This window comes from Amycolatopsis orientalis, from assembly GCF_000943515.2.
GTDB classification, from domain to species: Bacteria; Actinomycetota; Actinomycetes; order Mycobacteriales; family Pseudonocardiaceae; genus Amycolatopsis; species Amycolatopsis orientalis.
Window position 1 is genome coordinate 9,234,174 of record NZ_CP016174.1, and the last position, 25,796, is coordinate 9,259,969.

25 protein-coding genes are annotated in these 25,796 nt (G+C 68.1%); 12 read left to right on the forward strand and 13 right to left on the reverse strand.

The window, feature by feature from the left end; translation table 11 throughout:
• Positions 1-636 precede the first annotated feature (636 nt).
• Positions 637-1,878 (reverse strand): polysaccharide pyruvyl transferase family protein, encoded by a 1,242-nt coding sequence (locus SD37_RS40560; protein WP_044849698.1) that lies wholly within the window; start codon positions 1,876-1,878, stop codon positions 637-639.
• Between the two features lie 105 nt (positions 1,879-1,983).
• Here SD37_RS40560 and wzm point away from each other — a divergent pair, with 105 nt between their 5' ends.
• The 3 genes from wzm to glfT1 are packed head-to-tail and all read left to right on the forward strand — an operon-like array spanning position 1,984 to position 4,670.
• Complete coding sequence (gene wzm / locus SD37_RS40565; protein ID WP_037315337.1) at positions 1,984-2,937, forward strand: galactan export ABC transporter permease subunit Wzm/RfbD; 954 nt, start codon at positions 1,984-1,986, stop codon at positions 2,935-2,937.
• 3 nt (positions 2,938-2,940) lie between these two features.
• Positions 2,941-3,765 (forward strand): galactan export ABC transporter ATP-binding subunit Wzt/RfbE, encoded by an 825-nt coding sequence (wzt, locus tag SD37_RS40570; RefSeq protein WP_037315340.1) that lies wholly within the window; start codon positions 2,941-2,943, stop codon positions 3,763-3,765.
• Positions 3,762-4,670, forward strand: a complete 909-nt coding sequence (gene glfT1, locus SD37_RS40575; RefSeq protein WP_044849697.1) for a galactofuranosyltransferase GlfT1 — start codon at positions 3,762-3,764, stop codon at positions 4,668-4,670. The genes wzt and glfT1 overlap by 4 nt, the downstream gene beginning before the upstream one ends.
• Positions 4,671-4,755: 85 nt before the next feature.
• On the opposite strand, the gene SD37_RS40580 is transcribed toward glfT1, so the two are convergent.
• The 4 genes from SD37_RS40580 to SD37_RS40595 form a co-directional block, all read right to left on the reverse strand.
• Positions 4,756-6,210 carry a hypothetical protein gene (locus tag SD37_RS40580; protein WP_044849696.1) on the reverse strand — a complete coding sequence of 485 codons (1,455 nt, stop codon included), beginning with the start codon at positions 6,208-6,210 and terminating at the stop codon, positions 4,756-4,758.
• 13 nt (positions 6,211-6,223) lie between these two features.
• Entirely contained in the window at positions 6,224-6,778 is a 555-nt protein-coding gene (locus SD37_RS40585) for a DUF3558 domain-containing protein (RefSeq protein ID WP_044849695.1), read from the reverse strand.
• A 5-nt stretch (positions 6,779-6,783) separates the two neighbouring features.
• Positions 6,784-7,260, reverse strand: coding sequence for a hypothetical protein (locus SD37_RS40590; RefSeq protein WP_235783673.1), 477 nt, complete (start codon positions 7,258-7,260; stop codon positions 6,784-6,786).
• 165 nt (positions 7,261-7,425) lie between these two features.
• Positions 7,426-8,193 (reverse strand): ESX secretion-associated protein EspG, encoded by a 768-nt coding sequence (locus SD37_RS40595; protein ID WP_044849782.1) that lies wholly within the window; start codon positions 8,191-8,193, stop codon positions 7,426-7,428.
• 114 nt (positions 8,194-8,307) lie between these two features.
• Here SD37_RS40595 and SD37_RS40600 point away from each other — a divergent pair, with 114 nt between their 5' ends.
• Positions 8,308-8,550, forward strand: a complete 243-nt coding sequence (locus SD37_RS40600; RefSeq protein WP_037315352.1) for a hypothetical protein — start codon at positions 8,308-8,310, stop codon at positions 8,548-8,550.
• Between the two features lie 129 nt (positions 8,551-8,679).
• Here the strand turns inward: SD37_RS40600 and SD37_RS40605 are convergent, their stop codons facing one another.
• On the reverse strand, positions 8,680-10,605 hold the full coding sequence (locus SD37_RS40605; RefSeq protein ID WP_044849694.1) for a glycosyltransferase: 1,926 nt from the start codon (positions 10,603-10,605) through the stop codon (positions 8,680-8,682).
• A 6-nt stretch (positions 10,606-10,611) separates the two neighbouring features.
• A complete protein-coding gene (locus SD37_RS40610; protein ID WP_044849693.1) occupies positions 10,612-11,103 on the reverse strand; it encodes a GtrA family protein in 492 nt (163 codons plus the stop codon).
• Between the two features lie 101 nt (positions 11,104-11,204).
• Here SD37_RS40610 and SD37_RS40615 point away from each other — a divergent pair, with 101 nt between their 5' ends.
• The 7 genes from SD37_RS40615 (at position 11,205) to SD37_RS40645 (ending at position 17,542) form a co-directional block, all read left to right on the forward strand.
• Positions 11,205-12,575: an FAD-binding oxidoreductase gene (locus tag SD37_RS40615; protein WP_044849781.1), complete on the forward strand. Its 1,371-nt coding sequence runs from the start codon at positions 11,205-11,207 to the stop codon at positions 12,573-12,575.
• Positions 12,572-13,327: a decaprenylphospho-beta-D-erythro-pentofuranosid-2-ulose 2-reductase gene (locus tag SD37_RS40620; protein WP_044849692.1), complete on the forward strand. Its 756-nt coding sequence runs from the start codon at positions 12,572-12,574 to the stop codon at positions 13,325-13,327. The genes SD37_RS40615 and SD37_RS40620 overlap by 4 nt, the downstream gene beginning before the upstream one ends.
• Before the next feature lie 83 nt (positions 13,328-13,410).
• On the forward strand, positions 13,411-13,896 hold the full coding sequence (locus SD37_RS40625; protein WP_037315366.1) for a YbaB/EbfC family nucleoid-associated protein: 486 nt from the start codon (positions 13,411-13,413) through the stop codon (positions 13,894-13,896).
• Positions 13,893-15,383 carry a WXG100 family type VII secretion target gene (locus SD37_RS40630; protein WP_044849691.1) on the forward strand — a complete coding sequence of 497 codons (1,491 nt, stop codon included), beginning with the start codon at positions 13,893-13,895 and terminating at the stop codon, positions 15,381-15,383. The genes SD37_RS40625 and SD37_RS40630 overlap by 4 nt, the downstream gene beginning before the upstream one ends.
• Complete coding sequence (locus SD37_RS40635) at positions 15,380-16,096, forward strand: hypothetical protein (protein ID WP_044849690.1); 717 nt, start codon at positions 15,380-15,382, stop codon at positions 16,094-16,096. Before SD37_RS40630 ends, SD37_RS40635 begins: the two co-directional genes overlap by 4 nt.
• Positions 16,096-16,689 carry a hypothetical protein gene (locus SD37_RS40640; protein WP_044849689.1) on the forward strand — a complete coding sequence of 198 codons (594 nt, stop codon included), beginning with the start codon at positions 16,096-16,098 and terminating at the stop codon, positions 16,687-16,689. Before SD37_RS40635 ends, SD37_RS40640 begins: the two co-directional genes overlap by 1 nt.
• A 31-nt stretch (positions 16,690-16,720) precedes the next feature.
• The gene (locus tag SD37_RS40645; RefSeq protein ID WP_063774557.1) at positions 16,721-17,542 is read left to right on the forward strand and encodes a class I SAM-dependent methyltransferase; all 822 of its coding nucleotides are present in this window, start codon (positions 16,721-16,723) and stop codon (positions 17,540-17,542) included.
• Here the strand turns inward: SD37_RS40645 and SD37_RS40650 are convergent.
• The 5 genes from SD37_RS40650 to glf form a co-directional block, all read right to left on the reverse strand.
• A complete protein-coding gene (locus SD37_RS40650) occupies positions 17,521-19,026 on the reverse strand; it encodes a hypothetical protein (protein WP_044849780.1) in 1,506 nt (501 codons plus the stop codon). The genes SD37_RS40645 and SD37_RS40650 overlap by 22 nt on opposite strands.
• A gap of 38 nt (positions 19,027-19,064) precedes the next feature.
• Entirely contained in the window at positions 19,065-19,454 is a 390-nt protein-coding gene (locus tag SD37_RS40655) for a hypothetical protein (RefSeq protein WP_044849687.1), read from the reverse strand.
• Positions 19,455-19,551: 97 nt separating this feature from the next.
• The gene (locus SD37_RS40660) at positions 19,552-20,511 is read right to left on the reverse strand and encodes a decaprenyl-phosphate phosphoribosyltransferase (protein ID WP_037315382.1); all 960 of its coding nucleotides are present in this window, start codon (positions 20,509-20,511) and stop codon (positions 19,552-19,554) included.
• Positions 20,508-21,023, reverse strand: coding sequence for a phosphatase PAP2 family protein (locus SD37_RS40665; protein ID WP_044849779.1), 516 nt, complete (start codon positions 21,021-21,023; stop codon positions 20,508-20,510). The genes SD37_RS40660 and SD37_RS40665 overlap by 4 nt, the downstream gene beginning before the upstream one ends.
• Positions 21,016-22,242, reverse strand: a complete 1,227-nt coding sequence (glf, locus tag SD37_RS40670) for a UDP-galactopyranose mutase (RefSeq protein WP_044849686.1) — start codon at positions 22,240-22,242, stop codon at positions 21,016-21,018. The genes SD37_RS40665 and glf overlap by 8 nt, the downstream gene beginning before the upstream one ends.
• Positions 22,243-22,319: 77 nt before the next feature.
• Between glf and SD37_RS40675 the strand changes: the two genes are divergently transcribed.
• Positions 22,320-24,329: a DUF6541 family protein gene (locus tag SD37_RS40675; RefSeq protein ID WP_044849685.1), complete on the forward strand. Its 2,010-nt coding sequence runs from the start codon at positions 22,320-22,322 to the stop codon at positions 24,327-24,329.
• A gap of 520 nt (positions 24,330-24,849) precedes the next feature.
• Here the strand turns inward: SD37_RS40675 and SD37_RS40680 are convergent.
• The gene (locus tag SD37_RS40680; protein ID WP_037315391.1) at positions 24,850-25,743 is read right to left on the reverse strand and encodes an LLM class flavin-dependent oxidoreductase; all 894 of its coding nucleotides are present in this window, start codon (positions 25,741-25,743) and stop codon (positions 24,850-24,852) included.
• Between the last annotated feature and the right edge of the window lie 53 nt (positions 25,744-25,796).

Genomic DNA, 25,796 nt, shown 5'->3' on the forward strand with positions numbered 1-25,796 from the left:
GGTTCAGATCGACGGGAGACCAGCGGCCGTCGGCTTCCCGGACGTTGGCCTGCCCGGTGTGCACCCGAAGGGTGCGGCTGCCATCCGGATTGTCGAACGTCTGGGTGTCCGCGGTGCGGTCCTGCGGCCGCTCGACGGCCAGAGGATCGATCGACGGCAACCCGCTTCGCTGGTCGACCGCCGGCTTGACGTGCTGCCTGTCGTTGACCACGCCCTGGACCTGAGGTGGCGCGGCGGCCGAGTCGGCCACCGCGCCGGGAGGACGAGGAGTGTCGCGGAGATCGAGCCCCGGTCTTTCGTGTCTACCCGTACCCGGCCCGGATCCCCGCCTCTGCTCGGGCGAATCGAGCGAAGCCCCCAGCGGCAACGGCTCGACTGGCTTGGCGTATTCGACCGCCGAACCGGCGACAGGAAGCAGAACCGCCAGTACGAGGCCGAGAACCAACCAGTTCCGCGCAGCATTGACCACACGTGAACGCGCCACAGTGACGTACCCCCCACAGACCGAACAGCCGTCCCCCGACGCCGAGCGGAACGTTAAATGGAGGTAAAACGATCAGTCAATGGAGCGGGCCAGGAACTACTCGAATGCCGCAACAGAGTGAAACATCCCATGTACTCCATGTGGCCGAGTCATCAACCGCGGATGATACGAGCCCATCGCCTGCGCAGCGGGGTCACTTGCGCTTCCGGGGGCCCTTCGGGCTCCGGGACTGGACGGATCACCGGGGCATAGATCGACTTCGCCAGGTCTCGCTTGGCCTTCTTGAAGCCCGCCAACGCCTCGGGCGTGTATCCGCCCTGTTTCGGACGGTCCGGCACCTGATTCAGATCTTCCAACACCGTCCAGTTGGAGCCCAGCGCTGCGAGAGAACGGTGTTTCGTCGCGTAGTAATCGGGATGGATCGACACCGCGACCCCTGATGCGCCCGCCGCGGCGGCCAGCATGTGCAGATGGAATCTCGTGGAGATCCAGGTCTGCCCAGGCGAGACCGGGAGCCCATGCGTCCAGATATGCGAGAACGGGTAGAAACGGGCGCCGGGCAGTTCTCGCTCCAGGAGTGCGAAGACCTCTCGATCGACGCGGGGGACCCCTTCGATGACGCCGATCTTCTCGGGCGGGATCTTCCACGAGCGCAGCATCGAGAGCACCGCGCCCGCCAGCTTGCCGACCCCTACCTCCACCAGGTCGGACTGAAGGCACAGCATGACCTCGGGCACGTCTTCAGCGGCGCCGTAAAGATGCGGGCCGATTCCGATGAACGCGTCGTCGAGACCGACCGGCACGTCCAGCAACTCCGCCGAAGCGTCGTCACGGACTTCCACGATCTCGAACCGATCGGCCAGCGCGCGCAACAGAGGCGCGACGTCGTCACACGCGGGAAGCAATCCCTGTCCTGTCATGGCCGCCCGGCCACCGGAACGCTCGGCCGCGGCAGCCGCGCCTGCCAGCAGACCGATCTGCTTGGGCCAGAGCTTGTTGATGTAACCACCGCCGACCACGTGGATGACATCCACGCCAGCCAGCAGCTCGATGCCGTGGTGGAGCCTCGGCATCATCCCGGGGTTGTGCATGGCCTCACGAACCCAGGCCGCCGCTTGCCACGGATCCTCGGAGGGAGCCTCCCAGCAAAGCCGCCACAAGGTGTCCGTGAACTTCGCACGGGGGTGCAGCCCGTCAAGGAGCACCGCGGCGGGACCGGGCGAATGGGTGTCCACCCAGACGTCCGCGCCCGGAGCCACTTCGGCCAGATGCCGGAGCCAACTCGCGGCAATGAGCTCGTCACCATAGTTGGGGTGACCGACCGGCGCGACCAGGTAATACAGTGCGCGCCGGGCAGGCTTCGAGACCGAAGCCGTTCTGTCGGGGACCGGCATTCGTGCATCGTAACGCCGCACACACCGTCACCGGAGCGGGAGCGCGTAAGCGACTCCGGCCGGGGTGGCCCAGGCATCATCGGCTCCATCGGTACCCTCGTTCCCGTGCATGCCACCAGCACGGTTCACGCCGCCGACGGTGCTGCTCCGACCTCGGTTCCGCCGATTTCGGACAGCAAGACCTTTTCGCGCGCGTTCGCCGACATCAAGACCGGTTTCGCCGCCAAAGAGCTGTGGGGACACCTCGGCTGGCAGGACATCAAGCAGCGCTATCGCCGCTCGGTGATCGGCCCGTTCTGGATCACCATCAGCCAGGGTGTCATCGCACTCGGCCTCGGACTTCTGTACTCACAGTTGTTCGGCATGCCGACGTCGACGTTCCTGCCCTACATCAGCACCGGCTTCATCATCTGGGGCTTCATCAGCGGCTGCCTGTCCGAGGGCATGGAGACCTTCATCTCCAACGAGGGGCTGATCAAACAGCTCCCGGCACCGCTTTCGGTCTACGTACTGCGCACGGTGTGGCGCCAGACCCTGATGCTGGTGCACAACCTGATCGTCTACGTGATCGTCGTCGCGATCTTCTTCACCGCGCTCAACCACCCGTACTCGCTGAACACCGGCAACTGCGATCCGGGCTACTCCGGCATCTGCCACCCCGGTATCGGCTGGTACTCGCTCACCGCGATCCCCGGCTTCCTCATGCTCGCTTTGAACGCCGGCTGGGTCACCCTCCTGCTGGGCATCATCTCGACCCGCTACCGGGACATCCCGCAGGTGATCAGCTCGGTCATCCAGCTGCTGTTCTACCTCACGCCGATCGTGTGGCCGATCGACCAGCTGCTGGCGGGCGGCGCGCGGGCCTCCACCTCGTGGGCCCTGCCGTTCGTCCACGGCAACCCGTTGTTCCATTTCATCCAGATCGTGCGCGCACCGCTGATCGGCCAGGAAGTCAGCATCAACAGCTGGTACGTGGTGCTCGGCATCACCGTCGTCGGCTGGGTCCTCGCGCTCGTCGCGATGCGCAATTACCGTTCCCGCGTCTCTTATTGGGTGTGACAGATGGTCAGCATTGATGTGCACAACGCCTACGTCGACTTCCCCATTTTCGACGCGAAGACCCGCTCCATGAAGAAGAAGGTGCTGGGCAAGGTCGGCGGCAAGATCGGCACCGAGACCAAGGTCCCGATCATCGAAGCCCTCCACGACGTGACGCTCCAGCTGCGGGAAGGCGACCGGGTCGGCCTCGTCGGCCACAACGGCGCCGGGAAGTCGACGCTGCTGCGGCTGCTGTCCGGCATCTACGAGCCCACCCGTGGTTCGGCGAAGATCTCCGGCAAGATCGCGCCGGTCTTCGACCTCGGGATCGGCATGGACCCGGAGATCTCCGGGCTCGAGAACATCATCATCCGCGGCCTGTTCCTCGGGATGACCGCGAAGCAGATGGAAGCCCGCGTCGACGACATCGCGGAGTTCACCGAACTCGGCGACTACCTGCAGATGCCGCTGCGGACGTACTCGACCGGTATGCGGGTGCGCCTGGCGCTGGGCGTGGTCACCTCGATCGACCCGGAGATCCTGATCCTCGACGAGGGCATCGGCGCGGTCGACGCGGCGTTCCTCAACAAGGCGAAGGACCGGTTGAAGGCGCTGGTGAAGCGGTCGGGCATCCTGGTGTTCGCCAGCCACTCGGACGAGTTCCTCTTCGAACTCTGCGACTCCGCCATCTGGATGGACGAGGGACACGTCAAACAGCGCGGCTCGCTGCGCGACGTGCTCACCGGCTACAAGGGGCGCGACCCGTTCGAGAACATGAGCAAGGAAACGCTGGAGCGGTTCGGTGTCGAGCCCGAGCCGGTGTCGACGACGAACGGCGGCCAGGGATGACCAGCGAGACCAGGCAGTTGCCCGAAGGCGCCGTCGTCGGTGTCGTCGTCACGCGCCATCGGCGGGAACTGCTCGCGGACTCGCTCAAGATCATCGCCTCGCAGACCCGGCCGGTCGACCACCTCGTCGTGGTCGACAACGGTCCGGACCAGTCGGCACGGGACATCGTCGAGGGCTACCCGCTTCCCTTCACGTACCTGCCCTCGCACCGCAACCTCGGTGGCGCGGGCGGATTCGCGCTCGGCATGCTGCACGCGCTTTCGCTGGGCGCGGACTGGATCTGGCTCGCCGACGACGACGGCCGCCCAGCCGACGAGAATGTCCTCGCGATCCTGCTGGAGGAGGCCGAGAAGCGGAATCTGGCCGAGATCTCCCCGGTGGTGTCCAACATCGACGCGCCGGACAAGCTCGCGTTCCCGTTGCGGCGCGGGCTGACCTGGAAGCGTTCGTCGTCGGAGCTGGGCGTCGACTTCCTGCCGGGGATCGCCTCGCTGATGAACGGCGCGTTGTTCCGCGCGTCCACTTTGGACGTCGTCGGCGTGCCGGACCTGCGGCTCTTCTTCCGCGGCGACGAGGTCGAGCTGCACCGGCGGCTGGTGCGGTCGGGGCTGCCGTTCGGCACCTCGCTCAAGACCGCGTACCTGCACCCGGACGGCTCGGACGAGTTCAAGCCGATGCTGGGCGGCCGGTTCCACGCGCAGGACCCGGAGAACGAGGTCAAGCGCTACTACACCTACCGCAACCGCGGCTACCTGCTGTCGCAGCCGGGCATGCGCAAGATCGGCGCGCTCGAAGTCGTGCGGTTCGGGCTGTATTTCGTCGGGGTGAAGCGGGACCCGAAGGCGTTCCTGCAGTGGCTCAAGCTGGTGCGCCAGGGCCGCCAGGAGAAGTTCTTCCGCTACTGAGGCGGGTCCCTCCCGTGCCATGAAAGGTCCTTTCCTTGCGAAATTTGCAAGGAAAGGACCTTTCATGGCATTTACGTTGACGCTGCTACTCGCCGATGACCGGCGGCGCGGTGCGCAGGTCGGTCCCGAAGACCTCGTCCGGATCGCCCTCGACGAGGTACGTCGGGCGCTGGTGCTCGGTGTCCTCGTCTCCTTCGGACTGCTGGCCGCGACCGCCCATGCCGCCGCCCAGCCCCGGTCCACCACGGCCGCCGGCGCCGCCGCCGAGACCGCCCATACCGCGACCGGCCGCCGCTTCGGCCGCTCCGACCCCGCCGGGGCGGGCCGCGCCGGACGCGGAACCCGAACCGGGCGTGGAACTCGCACCGCTACCGGGGCCGAACCCGCTGCCGCCTCCGCTCCGGCCGCCTCGGCCGTTGTACTCGGAGTCGCCCATGCCGCCGCCCATCATGGGCGACATCGGCATGGGGCCCATCGGCATCGAGTTCATGTTCGTGTTGGGGCCGGGTGTGCTGATCGGCGCCGGCGTGTTCTGGAAGCCCGACGGCGTCGTGCCCGAGGGGATGCTGCCGGATCCCGTGCTCGCGCCGGGGCCGGGGATGTGGCCTGTGCCCGGGATGCCGGTGCCGCCGCCCCCACCGCCACCTCCGCCGCGGTTGCCGGGCGGGATGTAGGTGTTGCCGCCGGGCGGGGTGGAGCCGGGAGGCAGGTCGTAGCGCAGGTGAGGAGGGCCGGGCTGGTCGATGCCGCCACCGCCGCCGACGCCGAACTTCGGCGGCTCGGCGAACACGGGCTGCTTGGACGCGGCCTCGTACAACGCCTTGTCGTAGTCGTGCATGGCGGAGGCGGCCTGGGTGTGCGCCTCTCGGCTGTCTTCCTGCTTCTGGATGGACTTGTCGATGTTCTCGCCGAGGTTGAACGGGTTCGACGTCATCCAGCTGCCGACCTCGTCCTTCCAGCTGAAGGGGATCGGCGCGGGCATCGTGTTCTTGACGTGGGAAGCCGCGGTGCCCTGGTCGTAGATCGTCTCGGACGCGAGCTTCGCGTTCTGGGAGTTCGCTTCGGACCACTTGCTGAGGCTCTGGAAATAGCCCTTCGCGTTCCCCGCCGCTTCGCCGTCCCAGGTGCCCTGCGACGCGTTGACCGCTTCGGTCATCGTGGTCGCGAAGCTTTCGAAGGCCTTGTGGATGTCGTGGTACGCGGTGGAGACCTGGGTGACCTGCTCGACGTTCAAGTCGCTCTTGACGAACTGTTCGAGCCGTTCGTGGTCGTAGCCCTGGTAGTCCGCGTTCGACGGCTCCAGCCCCTCGACGTACTGGACGTCGCCGCTGCGGGTCAGGTCGTCGACGTTCTTGTCCCCGACCTCCTGGGCCTTCTGATGCGCCTGCCCGGTGGCGATGAACTGCTTGACGGCACCGAAAAGCCAGCCGTCACTGGGGTCGACGCCTTCGTCAGCCTTCTGCTGGAAGTACGCGTCACGTGCCGCGGGCGAAAGGTCGGAGACCTGCTTCTCGCTCAGGTTCGGTGTCTTCGTGGTCATCCCTGTTTCCCCCTTAGCTCTTCGGAAGCTTCGGTGCGACGATGTCCGCGACCTTCTCCGCGACCCCGCACGCCTTCTCGGGGTCTGTCGACACCGTGACGACGTCCACCCGCGAGGTGGCGCCCGCTTCGAGTGCCATCAGGCAGTTCGTCGGCGGCGTCGGGACCAGGATCGCCTTGCGGCCCTGCACGTTGCCGTTGGTCTTGCCGTTTCCGGCGTCGTTGACGCTGTCGAGCCCCTGCGAGTCACGGACGCCGACGCTGACCGTCAGCGATTCCTCGCTGGCGGTGGCCTTGTCCTTCGTGAGCGTGCAGGTGCGGGCTCCGCCGTCTTCACCGGTCTCCGGCGCCTTGAAGGTGCCGTAGGAGGCCAAGTCGGTCGCGCTGACGAGGGAGCACGGGTCCAGCGACACGGTGTTCCCCCCGCCGGTGGACGGCGACGCGGCGGAAGACGTCGCCTGCCCCGGCGCCGAGGACGGCGCGGCGGTGGGTGTTCCGGGCTTCTCGCTGGAGCAGGCGGCGAGTACCAGTGCGGCCGCGGCGAGCGGCAGGGCGTAAAGCTTCTTCATCGTCCTCAAGCCTGGATCTTCTTGGTGGCGTCGATCGCGCGGTCTTCGACGTCCTTGTACAGCCCGGCCGCCCTGGCCAGCGCCTCGTCGGCGTCCTTGACCACCTTGGCGAACTGTTCGAGCACGACGGCGGCGGATCCGGCCGCCTCGGAGGCGCCCTTCTGGTCGTGCGCCGCCACGGCCTTTCCGTACGGGTGGCCGCCCAGCTGCGGGGCCTGTGAAAGGTGCACCGTCTTCGCCTTGAGCGTGTCGAGGTGCTCGGACATGTCCGCCAGCGCCTTGCGCAGGGGTTCCACGCCCTTCTCGGTGATCGTGAAGCCGCCGTTCTTGGCGGCCGAGACCAGCTTCTGGGTTTCGGCGCTGACCTTGGCGATCGCCTCCTGGTTCAGCCCGCCCTTGGCCACGTAGCCCGCCGCCGCCCCCATGGCCGCGCCGATCGAAAAGTCCGGTGCCGCCTGTCCGCCGTCCGCTTCGAAAGCCATCGCCCGCCCCACTGCATCGTCTGCTCGCCCGTGCGTACCGCCCGGCAGTCTACTAGCCGAGCACTCAGCGCAACGAGGATCGAGCCGATTCGCCGATCACCGAAGACTGCGCCGGAACTGTGACGAAACGGGCGTCACCGCGGTTCCCGGTGCTCCGGGACCGCCTCAGAACTGCCCTTCGAGCTGGGCGTACAGCTGCTGCGCGATCCGCGCGTTGTCGGCCGGGGCGTAGGTCAGCCAGCTTTGCCCGTCGGTCGCCCGGCGTGAGGTCATCATGTACCGGCCCGCTTCGGTGTCGAACCAGGCCAGCGGCGGGAACACCTGGCCGCCGCGGATGAACACGCTGAACTGGCCCACACGCGTCTTCGGCTTCTCGAAGATCCGTTCCACTTGCCGTTGCTGCGGGTTCGACCCGTGTGACCGGGGGCCGCTGACCCCGGCGAAGGGGTCGTAAGCGTCGTCGTTGTTGCGAGGACGCTTCGGCGCGCTGACCGGCTTCGCGATGGTGACGGACTGGCCGGGGCCGGCCGGGGTGAGCGGCAGCAGGTCGACGATCGACGCGACGATCGCGGTCGGCCTGGTCTCTTCGAAGACGAGCAGGTTCTCGTCCTGGCGCGCGAGGACCCCGAACTGACCGTTGGTCGCCGCCCTCGCGAACAGCTGCTTGTCCTTGTCCATCTGCGCGACCGTCCAGACGGCGAGCTGCGGGTTGACGAACGTGGCGAGCGCGAGTTCGACGTCGGCGTCGAGCCTGCCGCCGCGCATCAGGCCGCGGCCTTCGAGATCGCGGAAGACGGCCTCGCGCACCATCGCGCGCTGATCGGTCGTCGTGCCGATGTGCGGGACCTCGAACGGGACCGGCGCCGGCCCGAACCGGCCGTGTTCGAGCAGGATGTCCACCGCCGCCAGCGACAGCGAGAACGAATGCGGCATCGCCATTTCCCCCCGCGGGTGTCTTGTTCGTCGGGATGAACGTAGTCCACTCACCCGGTACGCCCGCAGCGAACCCGCTTGCCCGGCCGTGATCAAGGCTGGTGCCATGGGTGCATGGCAGACCAGAAGCCCGCGCTCGTGCTCCATCTCGCCACCGGTGGGGAGCCGCTGCTCTTCGCGCTCACGACGGAAGAAACCGAACGGCTGACCAAGGACCTTTCGCATTTCGTGCGCACCGGTTCGGTACAGACGATCCAGACCAAGGACGACTCCGAGGTGGCGATCAACTTCTCGCACGTCGCCGCCGCCTACATCGACGACCTGAACCGCAAGACGCGGGTGTTCGGGCTCCACTAGGCCGCTGTCGGCTTCGGGAGTACGGCTGCGGGAGAGACGTACCTCGGGATGCCATAAGGGGTCCCCATAGGACAAATTTCGTCCTATGGGGACCCCTTATGACACTTCAGGAAGCGGCGCGAAGTGGAGTTACAGCTCGTAGAGCCGCTTCCAGTTCTCCCGCGACGTCAGCTCGGGCATGGAGCGCTTGTACTGCTCCTGCACCGCCGCGCCTTCCTTGCGGAGCCGCTGGATCACCTTGGCACCGCGGCGAGCCAGGTCGAACATCTTCGCGCGGTCGTACGAGCGGACCCGCACGCCTTCCTGCGAAGCGTCGGTGACGACGGCCGTGTCGAAGGTGGCGACGTGCCACCAGTGGGCTTCGTCGATCGGGATCGCGCCGAGCGAGTGACGGCTGCGGCCGAGCACCCGGTCGAGGATCCGCTTGATCAGCACCAGGCGCTGCATGCTGGGCCGCGGCGCGCTGTTGATGATGCCGATGTCGTTCGACGCGATGCCCGGGACGTCGGTGGCCTTGTGCCGTTTGGTCTCGGGGTACTCGTCGCGGATCCGGCGGATCTCCTTCATCGCGGCGACGCCGCCGTCACGCAGGACCTCCGGGCCTTCGAGGAAGTCCTCGACGGCCTTGATCAGCGTGGCGGACAGGCCGTACTGCATGCCGAGCAGGTACCGGACCAGCTGCGCGATGAGCACGCGCGAGAGCAGGTTCAGGTTGAACGGCGAGTGCAGCGCGGCGGTGATGATCGAGTTCCGCAGGTTGAAGTAGCGGTGCCACTCGTCCCAGTCCTTCCAGTGGAAGTCGGCGTGCCAGACGCCGGCGCCCGGAAGGGTGACCGTGGGGAAGCCGTGCGCGCGGGCACGGTAGCTGTACTCCGCGTCGTCCCACTGGAAGAAGAACGGCAGCGGGTAGCCCGTGGCCTTGACGACCTCGTACGGGATCAGGCACGACCACCAGCCGTTGTACCCGGCGTCGAGGCGGCGTTCCTGGCGGTTCGGCTTGAGGGTCTCCTCGTCGACGCCGAGCAGGTCGGCGGTCGAGAGCGAGTGCGTCACCGGCTGGCCGGGCTCCAGCGTGTTCAGCCGGGCGTACTCGGCGCCGACGTGCAGCTGGTTCGGGTGCAGCAGGTTCAGCATCTGCCCGCCGACGATGACCGGGTTGACCGTGCGGTTGGAGAACGCGGTCATCCGGATCACCAGGTCCGGCTCGAGCAGCACGTCGTCGTCCATGAACAGGACGTTCGCGTGCTCGGTCTCGGTGTGCCCGGCGACCTCGTAGAGGCCGCGGGTGAAGCCGCCGGCGCCGCCGAGGTTCGGCTGCTTGATGTAGTGCAGCTTGTCGCCGAGGTCCTTCGCGACCTGCTCGAAGCCGTCACGCGACTCGACGAGGTCGGTGCCCTGGTCGGCGACGTAGATCGCGTCGAGCGTCTCCAGCGAGGAGACGTCGGCGGCGAGCGCCTGCAGGTTCGACAGGCAGTCGTCGGCGCGGTTCATCGTGCAGATGGTCACCGCGGTCGGGCGGATCTTCTCCGGCGCTTCGACCGTCCAGCGGACGGCCTCGACGCGCAGCGACTGGCCGCCCTCGGTCTCGAGGTCGAGCCAGAGAGCGCCACCGTCGTAGAACTTGTCCAGCTTCGCGGTCAGCGTCACCTTCTGCTGCTTCGCGCCCGCGATGATCTCGGCGGCGACCACGCGCGCGTCGCCCTCGATGTCGGAAGCGCCGATGGACAGCTGCCCGTCACCGGTGACGACGGCCTCGACCGCGACCTCGGTCACGTCGGTCCAGCGCTGCCAGTAGCTCGCGGGGAAGCGCCCGAAGTAGGTGTTGCCGGACACCTTCGACGCCGGCTCGATGGCGATGCCCGCGCGTTCGCGCACGGCACTGCCCCATTCGAGCTCGGCGTAGAGGTCCTTGCTGACGATGGGGGCCGGGCCGGCGTAGAGCCCGCGCTGCGCGGTGAGACGGCCCTGCGGGGTGCGTTCCGCGAAGCGGGTGTCGTCGATAGTGCTCACCATGGCGCTCGGGGCCTCTCCGGTGACGGCGGCTTTACCGGGCATGAATCCTCAGTTCTCCTCTGTGCTGGTCAAGACTGGGCTGGTGGCGCGGGGCTCACGGAAGACGACCCACTTGAGCATGACGAAATTGATCACGGTCGCGGTTGCCTGCGAAACGACCCAACCGAAAGTGGCCTTCCAGGCCGACTCCGGCAGGACGTGCAGCATCGTGCGGTTGACGCCGACGGCCACGAGGAACGTCACGGCGTACAGGAGTACGAAGCTACCGATCTGACGTGCGCCCTCCTGGCGTCCACCGGCGAAGGTGAACTTGCGGTTCAGGAAGAAGGCGGTCGTGGTGCCCACGATGAAGCTGAGCGCGCGGGCGAGGTCCACCCACGGCGTCGCGTCCATTCCGAGAGCACGAAGCCCCTGGTAGACGCCGAAATCGACGAGGGCGCAGAACCCGCCGATGAGGCCGAAGCGGATGAGCTGCCCGAGCAGCCCAGGGGAAGACGGCGCTGCCGCCGTCGAGCCGGCTTTCGGGTCGGTCGCCACCACTGCTCTACCTCATAAACTGCTGGGGCTGGTGCGCAAAGTGTAGAAGCGAGCACTTCAGGGTCACGTTCCGGGCAGTGTTCGGCGTGGTTACCCTGGTCGGCGTGACCCAAGCACCCAAGACACAGCGGCAGTCGCTCATGGGCTGGGCAAGGACGTCGCCGAGTATCGCGGACGTCCTGAGCACCCCCGACGTGGAGACCATCGCCCGGGCGGTGACACAGGCCGGGGAACGCGGGGTCATCGCGCGCGGCCTCGGCCGGTCGTACGGCGACCCGGCGCAGAACGCGGGCGGCCTGGTCATCGACATGACCGCGCTGGACCGCATCCACTCGATCGACCCGGACTCGGGCATCGTCGACCTCGACGCGGGCGTCAGCCTCGACAAGCTGATGCGCGAAGGCCTGCCCTACGGCCTGTGGGTCCCGGTGCTGCCGGGTACGCGCCAGGTGACCATCGGCGGCGCGATCGCCAACGACATCCACGGCAAGAACCACCACTCGGCGGGCAGCTTCGGCAACCACGTGGTCTCGCTGGACCTGGTCACCGCCGACGGGCAGGTGCGCACGATCACGCCGGACGGCCCCGATTCGGAGCTGTTCTGGGCGACCGTGGCGGGTATCGGCCTGACCGGCGTCATCGTCCGGGCGAAGATCCGGATGACGAAGACCGAGACGGCCTACTTCAAGGCCGACATCCAGCGCACGGCGAACCTCGACGAGACCCTGGCGCTGGTCACCGACGGCTCCGAGGACAACTACACCTACTCGTCCGGCTGGTTCGACTCGATCTCCCGGGGCGCGAAGCTCGGCCGCGCCGCCTTCCAGCGCGGCTCGCTCGCGAAGCTGGACGAACTGCCGCCGAAGCTGCGGGCCGACCCGCTCAAGTTCAACCCGGGCACGCTGGCGACGCTGCCGGACGTGTTCCCGAACGGACTGGCGAACAAGCTGTCGTTCAGCGCCATCGGCGAGCTGTACTACCGCAAGACCGCGAAGAACGCGCGCGATCAGATCCAGAGCCTGACCGCGTTCTACCACCCGCTCGACCTGTTCGGCGAGTGGAACCGCGCGTACGGCTCCAAGGGCTTCCTGCAGTACCAGTTCAGCACGCCGCTGAACGCGCACGAGCCGCTGCGCCGGATCATCCAGAAGGTGGCCGACTCCGGGCACGTGTCGTTCCTCAACGTGTTCAAGCAGATGGGCGAGGGCAACGCGGCGCCGCTGTCGTTCCCGCACCCCGGCTGGATGGTCTGCCTCGACTTCCCGATCAAGGACGGGCTGAGCCGGTTCTGCCAGGAACTCGACGAGGACGTGCTCGCCCTCGGCGGCCGCCTGTACACGGCGAAGGACTCGCGGACCTCCGCGGAGAACTTCGCGAAGATGTACCCGCGGCTCGAGGAATGGCGCAAGGTCCGCGCTTCCGTTGACCCCGAAGGCGTTTTCGCCTCTGACATGTCCCGAAGGTTGGAACTGTGATCGACGCTGTGGGTAACCCCCAGTCCCTGCTGCTGCTCGGCGGCACCTCCGACATCGCGCTCGCGATCGCGGAGAAGTACCTGTCCGAGAAGCCCCTCCGGGTCGTGCTGGCCGGGCGTCCGTCGCCGCGGCTCGACGCGGCCGCGCAGCGCCTGAAGGACAAGGGCGCCGAAGTGTCCATCGTGGGCTTCGACGCGAAGGACATGGACTCGCACCCCGGCGTGCTGGACAAGGCCTTCGAGGGCGGCGACATCGACGTCACCGTCGTGGCGTTCGGTCTGCTCGGTGACCAGGAAGAGCTGTGGCAGGACCACGCGAAGGCCGTCGAGGCGGCGACCGTGAACTACACGGCCGCGGTGTCGGTCGGGGTCGCGCTGTCGAACAAGCTCAAGAAGCAGGGCCACGGCAAGGTCATCGCGCTGTCGTCGGTGGCCGGTGAGCGGGTCCGCCGCTCGAACTTCGTCTACGGCTCCACGAAGGCCGGTTTCGACGGCTTCTACCTGGGCCTCGGCGAGGCGCTGGCGCCTTCGGGCGTGCAGGTCACCGTCGTCCGCCCCGGGCACGTGAAGACCAAGATGACCGAGGGCCTCAAGGACGCCCCGCTGGCGCAGACCGCCGAGCAGGTCGCCGAGATCGCCGTCACCGCCTCGCGCGCCGGCAAGGAACTGGTGTGGGCTCCCGCGCCGTTCCGCCTGGTCATGTCGGCCCTGCGGCACGTCCCCCGGCCGATCTTCCGGAAACTGCCGATCTAGGGAACGAGCGCACTACGCCATTCGTCTCACCCGGTGCACGGAACGGGAAGGGTCCCCCTTCCGGCATCGGGTGAGAGGAAACGATGGCTGACCAGGAAGCCAGGCTCGACGCGGCCATCCGGTCGTTTCAGGAGCAGGCCGCCAAAGCAGCGGAACTGAAGGACAAGATCGCCGGGCTGCGCGGCTCCGCGCGCAACGCCGACGGCTCGGTGACGGTGACCGTCGCCCCGTCGGGCGCGTTGCTGGGACTGCAGCTGTCCCCCAAGGCGATGAACCGCACGCATACCGCGCTGCAGCAGGAGATCCTGACCGCGATCAGGGAAGCCACGCAGCAGGCCGCGGCCGCGATGCAGCAGACCGTCCAGCCGATCCTCGGCGATCGCGCGGATCAGTTCAAAGAGGCGTTCAACGCCCATGTCGAACCGCTGGGACCGAGCGCTCCCCCGCCCGCGGAATCCCTCGCGGGCCCGGCCGCCCAGCAGCCCGTCCGTACCCAGCGCCCGGCCCGCCCTGCCCCGGCCGATGACGACGACTTCGGCGGCCCCATCCTGCGGAGGGACTCGTTTTGACCGGCTTCGGCGTACAGACGGAAGCGCTCACCGCGCACGCGACGGGCTCCAAGGAGGCGTCGGGGAACTTCGGCAGCCTCGCGAGCCTGCTCGAACAGGCCAGGGTCTCCGATGACTGCTTCGGCCCGCTCGGCGAGCTGATGGCGTTCAAGTACTTCGACTCCTTGCAGGAGTGCCAGGATCTCGCCGAGCAGGCGAAGTCCTTCATGGCGCAGATCGCCGACAAGACCACCACCGCGGCGAAGACCTACCTCGACCACAACCAGGGCACCGCCGAGGTCATCACCGGCCTCGGCGCGGGCCTGGACGACGGTGGCAGCGGTCCCGGCGGGCTGAGCGACCTCAACAGCGCCGGGGACTCCGGCCGCAAGGGGTACTGGGAGCAGAACGGCGGCTACGGCAGCTCGTGGCTCAGCACCTCTTCGGAGGTGGCGAGGGCGAGCAGCCCGCCGGACGTCGCGATCGCGGCCGTGCACGCGCGGATGGAACAGCTCCAGCTCGTGACGAGCCCTGGTCAGTCCTTTTTGGACAACGGGCTCGGTTTCCTGATCGGGATCGTGATCAGCCCGCTGGTCGAACTCGTGCTGGAACCCGCGATCGGCGACCCCGAGCAGATGCGCAGCACCGCCAAGGGCTGGGAGCAGACGGCGAAGTGGCTCGACGGCGTCGCCGAGCACGAGCAGAAGCGGGCCGACGGCACCAAGGAAGCCTGGAAGGGCGAGGCGGGCGACGCGTTCCGCGGCCAGATGACCGAGTTCTCGGGCGGCGCCAAGGCGTTCGCCAACGACGTCCGCGGGCTGCAGCAGATCCTGGAGATCGCCGCGGACCTCTTCGACGCGTTCGTCGAGATCGTCATCGACATCATCCAGGAACTGGTGATGGGCCTGATCATCGAGTGGCTGGCCGCGCTGGCCGCCTCGTGGATCACGGCGGGTGCCTCGGTCGGCGCGGCGGGCGCGGCGACGGCCGGTCAGGTCGCGGTGACCGGCGGACGGCTCGGGATGAAGGTCAAGCAGCTGCTCGGCAAGCTCAAACCGCTGATCGAAAAGCTCGAAGACATCCTGAAGACGCTCCGCAACGGGCCGCTCAAGAAGGTCGTCGAGCGCACCGAAGGACTGCGCGACGGCAACTGGCTGCAGAAGCGGCTCGCCGACCAGATCGACAAGAACCCGCTGGCCAAGATCGTCACGAAGGCCAACCCGGCGACGGGCGCCTCCAAGACGGCCAACAAGTTCGCGAACCGGTACGGCGTCGGCGGCGAGGGCTCGGACGCGCTCACCACGAACCTCACCGAGGCCGGGCTGCGCGCGATGGGCATGAACGGGACGACCAGCCTCGGCAAGGCCGCCTTCCGCGGGAGTGCCGGTAATCTGGCCGAACTGGGCGTCGAGCAGGGCGTCAAGGCGGGCTATAACGAGTCACAGGATTCGTCGTCCGAAGAAGAGCGCCGCGCGGCGACCGACAGAGGGTTCACGATCGAAGAATGAATCTCGGCTACCCGCTCGGGGCCGCGTCACAGGCCCTGCCGTCGCTGAACCCCGGTGAACGGTTGCTGTGGGCCGCGTACGGCCGGACGCTGAACTACGACGTGCGCGGCCTCGACCCGTGGGGGGTGCCGAAGAAGAGCGTGCTGGGCAAACTCGGCTCCGGCGCGGCGAACTTCGCCGGCGACATGGTCGGTGCGGCGCTGGGTGCCGGCGACGACGGCGGCAAGTCGAATCCGCCTTCACCGCAGGTCATCGTGCTCGGTGAGCAGGGCGGTATCGCGCACGCGGCGGTGCGGGAGCTGTCCACCAGCGGTTCGCTTTCGCGGCTGTGGGCGCTGACCAGTGCGCGGCTGCTGGTGCTGGAGAAGTTCATCCCGCCGCCGGAACCGGAGAAACCCGCCGAGAAGACGTTCATGTCGAAGGCGATCGGGTTCGGCAAGGGCGTGGTCAAGACCGGCAAGGAGATCGCCGCGATCATGACCACGAAGACCTACGGTGAGAACGCCGAGGGCGTTCCGATCGCGCGGCAAGAGATGGTTCCGTGCGCCGAAATCCCGCATGACCGCATCGCCGGGTTCGCGGTGGCCGAGTACGGCAAGAAGCGGCGCCCCTGCCTTCGTGCGTCCTTTGTGGACGGATCGGGCATGGACTTCTTGTTCGACTGTGACGATCCCCGCCAGTTCGCCTGGCTGCGTTCGGTGACGGTGAGCTGATGGAGAACACGCTTCCGATGGCGAAGTCCGTCGACGAGATCGTCGAACGGGAACTGCACCAGTTCTGGCTCGCACCCGGCGAGCGCCTGATCCTCGGCTGCCCGCCCGCGCACGGGTACGTCGGGCTGCTGCTGGACGGCAAGCTCACGCTGCCCTACGAGGCGGCGCGGGAAACCCCGGCGGTGACGGGGAAACCGCGGTGGCCGCTGCCCGCTCCCGACGTACTCGAAGCCGACTGGACCGACGACCCGACGATCGCCTACTGGGTGGTCGCGCGGTCCGCGGACCAGATCGCCGCCCGGCTCGCGGACCATCTCGCCGGAGGCAAGGGGGAGGCGCGGCTGACGCTGTCCGACCGGCGGCTGGCCGTCGTGTACCCGGCGCGGATGCTGGAGGGTGAGGATCCCGCTCAGCCGTTCCGGACCTTCGAGGAGATGCCGTCGGGCGTGGTCCGTTCGGTGTCCGCGCGCTACCTGGGGCGGAGTTTTCCGCCGCGACCGGTACTTCAGTTCGTCTTCGCCGACGGCTCCGTGGTCTATCAGCGGGACATCCTGGCGGTCGACAAAGCGGCCCGAGCCGACTCCCGCCGCTGATCCCCTCCCACCCCCGCGTTTGGTCCTCTGGATGCGGGTTTACCCGGAGACGACGACGTTGCGAAAGCCACTCAGCACGCATCAGGGCAGGCACCTCTTCGGCCAGGACCCCGAGTCCTACGACGCCGGGCGTCCCGACTACCCCGAACGCGTCTACGAAATCCTCGTCGCCGAGTGCGGTCTCAGTCCCGGCGCACGCGTTGTCGAGATCGGACCGGCGACCGGCCTGGTCACCGCCCGGCTGCTCGCGCACCAGGCCACGGTCACCGCCGTCGAACCGAGCGCTCCCCTGGCCGATTTCCTTCGCGCCGCTCACCCCACCGAAGCCCTCGACGTCGTCACCGCCCCCTTCGAGGAAGCCGAACTCCCCGACGACGGCTTCGACCTCGCCGTGGCGGCAACGTCCTTTCACTGGGTCCAGCCCGACGTCGGCGCCGCGAAGCTGCGGCGGATCGTCAAACCGGGCGGACAGGTCGCGCTCTGGTGGATGATGTTCGAGGACCCGGCCCGGCCGCACGAGTTCGACGCGGCCGCCGAAGAGATCCTCGGGATGTCACCGGGGACCGTGATGGATCCGGGCGGGCCGCCGTTCCAGCTGGACGTCGACGCCCATCGCGAGTACTTGACCGCCGCTGGGTTCACCGGTTTCGCCGGTGAGGTGATCCGCTCCGAAGCACGGATGGACGCCGCCCGGCTGCGCACGTTGTACGCGTCGATGGCGCTTGTGCTGAGTCATCCGCCGGAAGAACGCCGACGGCTGCTCGACGCCATCGAGAACCTGGTCGTCGACCGCTTCGGCGGCGAGGTCGTCCGCCCCTTCGTGACGGGGTTCTACCGGGCGGGCAGGAGGTAGAGCTGCTGGGTGCCCATCCACGGCGAGCTGATCGTCCAGGTGGCCAGCGCGTTCGGTGGCGGCGCCTTCCGGGTGGTGGCCAGCACCAGATCCGGGGTGGCGGGCGGGACGCTGTGGTCGAAGAACCGGAAGTTCGCCTCCAGCAGGGCCTTGCCGAGGTCGCCGCTGCGATTCTTCGTCTCGACGATCGCCGGGTCGACCGAGCCGCGGTCGGAGAACTGGTCGACGATGTCGCAATCGCAGGCGTAGGCGAGCGCCCCGACCTCGCCGGCGCTTTCCACCTTCCGCCCCTTGGTCAGTTCGGCCAGTTGCGAGCCGATCTTGCGGTACTCGTCGGACGCGGCGTGGTTACTGGTGATGGGCGCGAACCGGCGCGGCAGTTCCGGGGTCGCGTACGCGACGACGCTCGCGAGAAGGAACGCACCGGCGAGTATCCCCGCGCCGAGCCGGGCCCGTCCGGGCACCGCGCAGGCACCGGCGGCGAGGAAGATCGTCGCGCCGACGATGCTCGGCGCGTAGTACCAGTGGTAGGGCGGGACGTTCAGCCAGCAGTAGGCCAGATAGTGCGCCGCTCCGGCGATCGCGAGGGTCGCGAACGGCAGCAGGCGCTTCGCCCGGTCCGCGCCACGGCGGTAGTGGAATGTCCACAGTAGACCGGCGAGCCCGCCGATCACGAGCGGCAGGAAGGAAAGTGTCGCCGCCACCGGGAAATTGCGCCAGTACAGCAGCGGCCCGTTGGTGAAGCTGAACGGTCCCCATGACCGCTGCATGATCTTGATGACCAGGGTGTCCGGCACCGCCGAACCCAGCGCCAGCCAGCTGAACACGAACCACGGCAGCATCACCGCGAGCGCGGCGAACGTCATGCGCCAGATTCCCACCCAGAACTCGCGGCGCGCGAGGAACAGGACGAACGCGATCAGCAGCAGATCGATCCGGATGAGCGCGATCAGCCCGATCACGGCGCCCGCGGCGGCGGGGCGGCGTTCATGCAGGAGCACCATCAGCCAGACGACGGCCGTCGCGCCGAGGGCGACTTCGAGGCCGACCGACGACAGCAGCAGCGGATTCACCAGCAGCAGGCCCAGCGCGAGCGGGGCGAAACCGCCGGGGAGGCCCGTCGCGGCGCCGATGCGGCGCAGGCCGAGCACGAGCAGCACCTGGCCGGCCACGAACACGATCCCGGCGGCGAAGACGGCGTCGCGGACGATGAACGTGAGGAGCGCCAGCACGAGGACGTTCAGCGGCGACGTCGCCGTATTGGCGGTGCCGTCCTCGATCAGGCCCCAATGGCCGTGGAAGGCGAGGTTCTTCGCATACGACAGCGTGATGTACGTGTCGTCGATCAAATGCCCGCTGACCAGGACGAACACCAGGGCGGAAGCGACCGCCGCCCCGGCAGGCAGCACCCAGGGGCGAGCGAGGACGGCGGCTATCGGCAGCGCACCGGGGACCTTGGGCAATTCAGCGGAGGCGCTTCGCATCACGAACACCGTACACGGTGTCGTGATGATTCCGTTATCTACCGGCCGTGGTACTCGTCACGCCAGCCACGGTCACCGTGGCCGTCGCGGAAGTCGCGGTACCCGCCGGGACCGGCCGAACCATGGTGTCCGCGAGAGAAACCGGGCCGGTCGCCGTGGTGGGCGGCCAGGCCGACGGCGGTTCCGATGACTCCACCGCCGATGACGAATCCGAGGACGCCGACCGCCACCAGTTGCGTCGCGCGGTGCCCGGCGAAGCGGCGGAAACCGCCTTTCGCGGGCGGAGCCGGCGGTACCGGCGGCGGCCCGGTGTGGGCAGCGGCCGGGGTCTCGGGTTCGGCGGGTTTCTTCGCGGTCTCGTCCGCCTCTACGGCGGGCTGCTCGACGGTCTTGTCGTCGTCATCGGACGGCCGCTGCGGGTCGCTCATCTTTCGCTCCTTGGTCGATGGGAGCGGGCGTGTCACCCGCTCCCATCACCGAGGATGCGTGCGCATCCTGTGGATGCGCTGTGTACCGGCTGTCGAATCAGAGATAGAACGACAGGAACAGCGTGACGACCCAGCTCGCGCCGAGGACCTGCAGCACGCGGTCCTTGAGCGCGATCTCCTCCGGCTCACCCGCGTTGCCGCCGTCGACGTCGACGGCGTAGCGCAGGACGGCCACCACGAACGGGACCATCGAGACGACGGCCCAGACCGAGTTGTGCTCGACCTGGCGGATCTCGAACGCCCACAGGCAGTACGACATGATCAGGATCGCCGCGGACGTCGCCCAGACGAACCGCAGGTAACTCGCGGAGTACTTCTTCAGCGAAGACCGGATCTTCGCCCCTGTCCGCTCGAAGAGCATGATCTCGGCGTAGCGCTTGCCCGCCACCATGAACAGCGAGCCGAACGCGGTGACCAGCAGGAACCACTGCGAAAGCGCGATACCCGCGGCCACACCACCGGCGATCGACCGCATCAGGAAGCCCGAGCCGACGATGGCCAGATCGACCACCGGCTGGTGCTTGAGCCCGAAGCAGTAGCCGAGCTGGACGGCCTCGTAGACCGCCAGCACGACCGCGAGCTGCCAGCTGGCGAGGAACGAGATGCCGAGGCCGGCGGCGAAGAAGAAGCCCGCCGCGACGAAGGCCACCGGGACCGGCACGATCCCGGCCGCGATCGGCCGGTTCCGCTTGGTCGGGTGGGCCTTGTCCGCCTCGACGTCGATCGCGTCGTTGATGAGATAGACCGAGGAGGCCACCAGCGAGAACGCCGCGAAAGCGATCACCGCGGCGATCAGCAGGCCGGTCCGGTCCGTCGACTTGGAGAAAGCGAAGAACGGTGCGGCGAACACCAGCACGTTCTTCACCCACTGGCGCGGGCGTGCCGTCTTGATGATGCCGCCGACGAGACCGCCGGCGACCTTCTTCGGCTCGGCGGCCTCGGCCACGGGTTCTACGTCGTCAGGCTTGGAATCGGCCTTCTCGGTCGTTTCACTCATCGTCGCTTCAGCTTCCTACGTATCAAGCCGCCGACTACGCCCCCTAGGGCCGCTCCGGCCAGAACGTCGGTCGGGTAATGGACGCCGAGCACGAGCCGGGAGGCCAGCATCGGCGGTACCAGGGCCGGGACCAGGTTACGCCCGGTCAATCCGGAGTAGAGCACCGCCGCCGCCGTAGTGGAGGTGGCGTGCGAGGACGGGAAGCTCAGCTTGCTCGGCGTCCCGACCAGGACCTCGACACTCGGGTGGTCCGGTCGCGGGCGCCTGACCACGCGTTTGACCGCGATCGACGCGGCGTGCGCGCCGACGACGCCGACCGCCGCGACCAGCCAGTCCTTGCGGCGCTTCTTGTCCACCGCGGCGCCGACGAGCCCCAGCGCGAACCATCCCGCGCTGTGCTCGCCGAAGTGCGAAAGACCCCGTGCCGCCTTGACGGTGACATCACTCTTCAGGACGCCCTGTGCCTTGGCCAGGACGGCGACCTCCCCTGTCGGGTTCCCCTTCTCAAGCATCGAGGGACCCATCGAGAGGCGCGCCATCGGTCAGGTGCGGCGCGATCTTGTTCTCGAACGCGGTCAGCGCCGAGCCGATGGCCATGTGCATGTCGAGGTACTTGTAGGTACCGAGACGGCCGCCGAAGAGGACGTTGCGCTCCTTGGCCTCGGTCTTCGCCAGCTCGCGGTAGCGCTCGAGCTTCTCGCGGTTCTCCGTGGTGTTGATCGGGTAGTACGGCTCGTCGGCCTCGCCCGCGAACCGGGAGTACTCCCGGAACACGACGGTCTTGTCGTTCGGGTAGTGCTTGCGCTCCGGGTGGAAGTGCCGGAACTCGATGATCCGGGTGTAGGGCACTTCTTCGTCGTTGTAGTTGACCACCGAGGTGCCCTGGAAGTCGCCCGTCTCGACGACCTCGGACTCGAAGTCCACCGTGCGCCAGGTGAACCGGCCCGCGGAGTAGTCGAAGTAGCGGTCCAGCGGTCCGGTGTAGACGGTCGGCGTGCCCGCCGGGATGTGCTCGCGGACGTCGAAGTAGTCGACGTTCAGCCGCACCTCGATGTTCTCGTGCTCGGCCATCTTCTCGAGCCACGCGGTGTAGCCGTTGACCGGCAGACCCTCGTAGGTGTCGTTGAAGTACCGGTTGTCGAAGGTGTAGCGGACCGGGAGCCGGGTGATGATGTCGGCGCCGAGGTTCTTCGGGTCGTTCTCCCACTGCTTGGCCGTGTAACCACGGATGAACGCCTCGTACAGTGGGCGGCCGACCAGCGAGATCGCCTTCTCTTCGAGGTTCTGCGCGTCCGCGGTGTCGAACTCCGACGCCTGCTTCGCGATCAGCTCGCGGGCCTCGTCCGGCGTGTGCGACTTGCCGAAGAACTGGTTGATGAGCGCCAGGTTCATCGGGAACGAGTAGACCTGGTCCTTGACCCGCGCGAACACGCGGTGCTGGTAGTTCGTGAACTCGGTGAAGCGGTTGACGTACTCCCACACCCGCTTGTTCGACGTGTGGAACAGGTGCGCACCGTAGCGGTGCACCTCGATCCCGGTCTCCGGCTCGGCCTCGGAGTAGGCGTTACCACCGATGTGGTGGCGCCGTTCCAGCACGAGGACCTTCTTGCCGAGCTCGGCCGCGGCCCGTTCGGCCACGGTCAGCCCGAAGAATCCGGACCCGACCACGATGAGGTCGTAGCCGGTGAAATCGGCTTCAGTAATCTTGTCGGGGTTCGTGTGCGCGCTCACGGGCGTCGAGGGTACGCAGGTCACCTCCGCGCCCTGCACCGAGCACCGGTTTTCACCTTCGACACACCTAGGAAGCAGTGCCTACTCCGGACACCTTCTGGTCGTACCTCGGCGCGACCGTCACCTACCTGGCCGTGCTGGCGATCCCCGGCGGGCTCGTCGGCCGGGCCGCCGGCCTGCGCGGCTGGGCGCTGGCGGGGCTGGCCCCACTGCTGTCGTACACCGTAACCGGACTGGCCGGTCCGTGGCTGGCACTCGCAGGCGTGTCGTACAACCCCCTGACAGTGGCGGCCGTCACTGCCTTGCTCGCCGGGATCGGCTTCGGCCTCCGCAAGCTCGGACAAGGCCGCGGGTGGATCAAGCCGGGCGCGGAGGAACCGCCGACGAAGTGGCACCCGCGCGCGCACTACGCCGTGGCGGCCTGTGTCGCGCTCGCCGTCGGCATCTCGATCCTCGTGGTGCTCTCGGCCCGCGGCGGGACGACGGCGGTGTTCCAGCGCTGGGACACCGTGTTCCACGCGAACGGCATCCGCTACATCGCCGAGACCGGCGACGGCTCGCTGACCGGCATGGGCACCATCAACTGGTATCCGGACGGCTCGTTCTATCCGAACGCGTACCACCTGGTCGGCTCGCTCGTGTACTCGATCTCGGGCACGACGATCCCGGTCACGCTGAACGCCATCACGATGCCGGTCGCCGGGATCTTCGCGCTGTCGATGGTCGCCCTGATCCGGCAGCTCGGCGGGCGGGCGGTGTTCGCGGGCTGCACGGCACTGGTGGCCGCGGCCGCGACGACCGGCGCGTACGAGTCGGTGTCCAGCGGGCTGCTGCCGTTCGCGCTGGGCATCGTGCTGACCCCGCTGGCCGTGGTCGCGCTGGCCCGGTTCCTCGCGCGGCCCGGCCTCGACACCGGATACGTCCTCGCCCTGACCGCGGTCGGGCTGCTGGCGGCGCACTCGTCGGCGCTGTTCGGCGCGCTGCTGTTCGCCTTCCCGCTGGTGGTGCAGCGCTGGTACCGCGCGCTGCGGCACAAACGGCTCGACGGCGTCCCGGAGGGCCGCGGCGGCTGGCGGGTCATCGGCGGCGACGTCGTCAAGATGCTGCCGGTGATGGTGGCCAGCGGGCTGCTGGCGGCGCCGCACATTCTCGGCGCCCTGAAATTCACTTCGGGTTCATACCCTTATTACGCGTGGGGCTCGCAGCTGCCGGTGGAGAAGTCGCTCGCGCTGCTGCTGACGTTCCGTCAAGTGCTGAGCGCTCCGCAGGTGTGGCTGACGGTGCTGCTGGTCCTCGGCGTCCTGAGCCTGGTCAAACTCGGCCGGATGCGCTGGATCGGACTGTCGGCGCTGGGCTTCTCGGCCCTGTTCGTGCTGGTCGCGTCGTTCGGGGCCGAACCTTGGGTGATCTCGCTGTCGCGGCCGTGGTGGAACGACCGGTACCGCCTGATGGCGCTCGCCGCGATCCCGCTGTGCCTGCTCGCCGGGCACGGGATGGCCGAGCTGCAGCGCTGGTTCGCGAAGTGGGCGAGCGGCCGGTCCTGGGTCAAGAGCAGGCCCGCGCTGCCCGCCCGGCTCGGCCTGGCGACCGCCGTCTTCGTCGTGGCCGCGTCGGCGGTGCTGACCAAGGGCTTCTACACCGAGTCGAACGCGCACGCGGTGTCGTTCCTGTACTACAACGGCCCCGAGGGCGAGGTCACGCCGCCGGTGAGCGCCGACGAACTCGCCGCGATGGACCAGCTCGCCAAGATGAACGTCGGGCCGGACGAGAAGGTGCTCAACGAGCGCTTCGACGGGACGGCGTGGCTGTACGCGATCACCGGGATCCATCCGGTGGCCGGGCACTACGACCCGGGCGTGCCGCCGCCGGACGCGAAGTACCTGGCGCTGCACTTCCGCGACTACGACACCGACCCCGAGGTGCGGGCGGCGGTCAGGCGGCTGAACATCAAGCACGTGCTGATCGGGAGCACCCCGATCAAGATCGGCGAGCCGCCGGCGCCGGGGCTGCGGGATCTGGACGGGCTGGACTTCCTGCGCAAGGACTTCTCCAACGCGGGCGCCTCGATCTACACGCTGACGCGCTGACCGAAGGGGCCTTTCCTCTCGTCTCATGCGGTGAAGGACGCTTTCCTCGCATCGTATGCGGTGAAAGCGTCCTTCAGCCCCTGCCGAACCCTCAGACCACGGTCCAGGAGCGTTCGGGCCCGGCGACTTGGGGCGGTGGCTCTGACCGGCGGGGTGTTATCGGCGAGCGTGGAGGATTCGGGACGTTGAATGTCCCGAATCCTCCACGCTCGAGCATGTGTCACGGTGTCCTGAGTGGCCTGACCAGGCCCCGACCTCGCAAGTAGTCGACTAATTGCGATGGGCTGCACCGCGAACCGCGTCGGGTGCCGGCGAGGAGATAGAGCCCCCGGTACGAAAAAGGGCTCGCGTGGTCGCGGACTGCCCCTGCCGCGACCACGCGAGCCTTCGTCCCCCATTCACCCCCGGGGTGAACCATGAGGGGCAGCCGACACCGGCTACACCCACTCGCTGTACTCATCCCTCAGACGACCGTTAGGCGGATCTGGTTTACCCGGTCCGCTAACGTCACCCGTTCGGCCTAAGAGTTTCTTCCTTGGAGTACCGGGAGTACGTCGCTGACGACCTCTTCGAGCGTCGACTCACGGCCGACGTAGTAGTCGCCGGACCGCGGCCAGTGCGTGACGATGTCGGTGAACCCGAGCTCCCCGGCCCGCCCGGCGGCGTCGGCGAACGCGCCGACGCTGGAGAGCGAGAAGACCGGCGCCGCGTCGAGGCTCAGGAACCGCTGGACGCTCGTCCTGTCCCGGCCCGCCGCCTCGACCCGCTCGTCGAAGGTCTTCACGAGTTCCGCGACGCCCTTCCACCACTCGTCCTGGGTGTCCGACTTGATGCCGGTGGTGGCCCAGCCCGCGCCGAACCGCGCGGCGAGCGTCATCGTGCGCGGGCCGTTCGCGGCCACCAGGAACGGCAGTCGCGGCCGCTGCACGCAGCCGGGCAGGTTCCGCGCGCCCTTGGCCCGGTAGTACTCGCCCTCGAAGTCGAAACCGTCGGTCATCAGCAGGCCGTCGAGCGCTTCGACGAACTCGGTGAACCGGTCGGTTCGCTCCTTCGCCGACAGTTCCGGGCCGTCGAGGACGGCGGCGTCGTAGTGGGTGTGCGGCACCCCCGCGCCCACGCCGAGGATGAAGCGGCCGTCGGAGATGTCGTCGAGGGTGATCAGCTCACGGGCGAACGGCACCGGGTGCCGGGCGACCGGTGACGCGACGAAGGTGCCCAGTCTGATCCGGGACGTGACCATGGCGGCCGCCGTCAACGTTGGCATCGCACTGAACCAGGGGCCGTCGACGAGAGTCCGCCAGCCGAGATGGTCGTACGTCCAAGCGTGGTCGAAGCCGTATTCCTCGGCGGCCCGCCATTTCGGCTCTGCCGCCCACCAACGATCTTCCGGAAGGATCACGATGCCTACGCGCACATCCGGGAAGGTAGCGGTCCCCGTCGGTCCTTCGCCCGATGGGCGGATCTTCG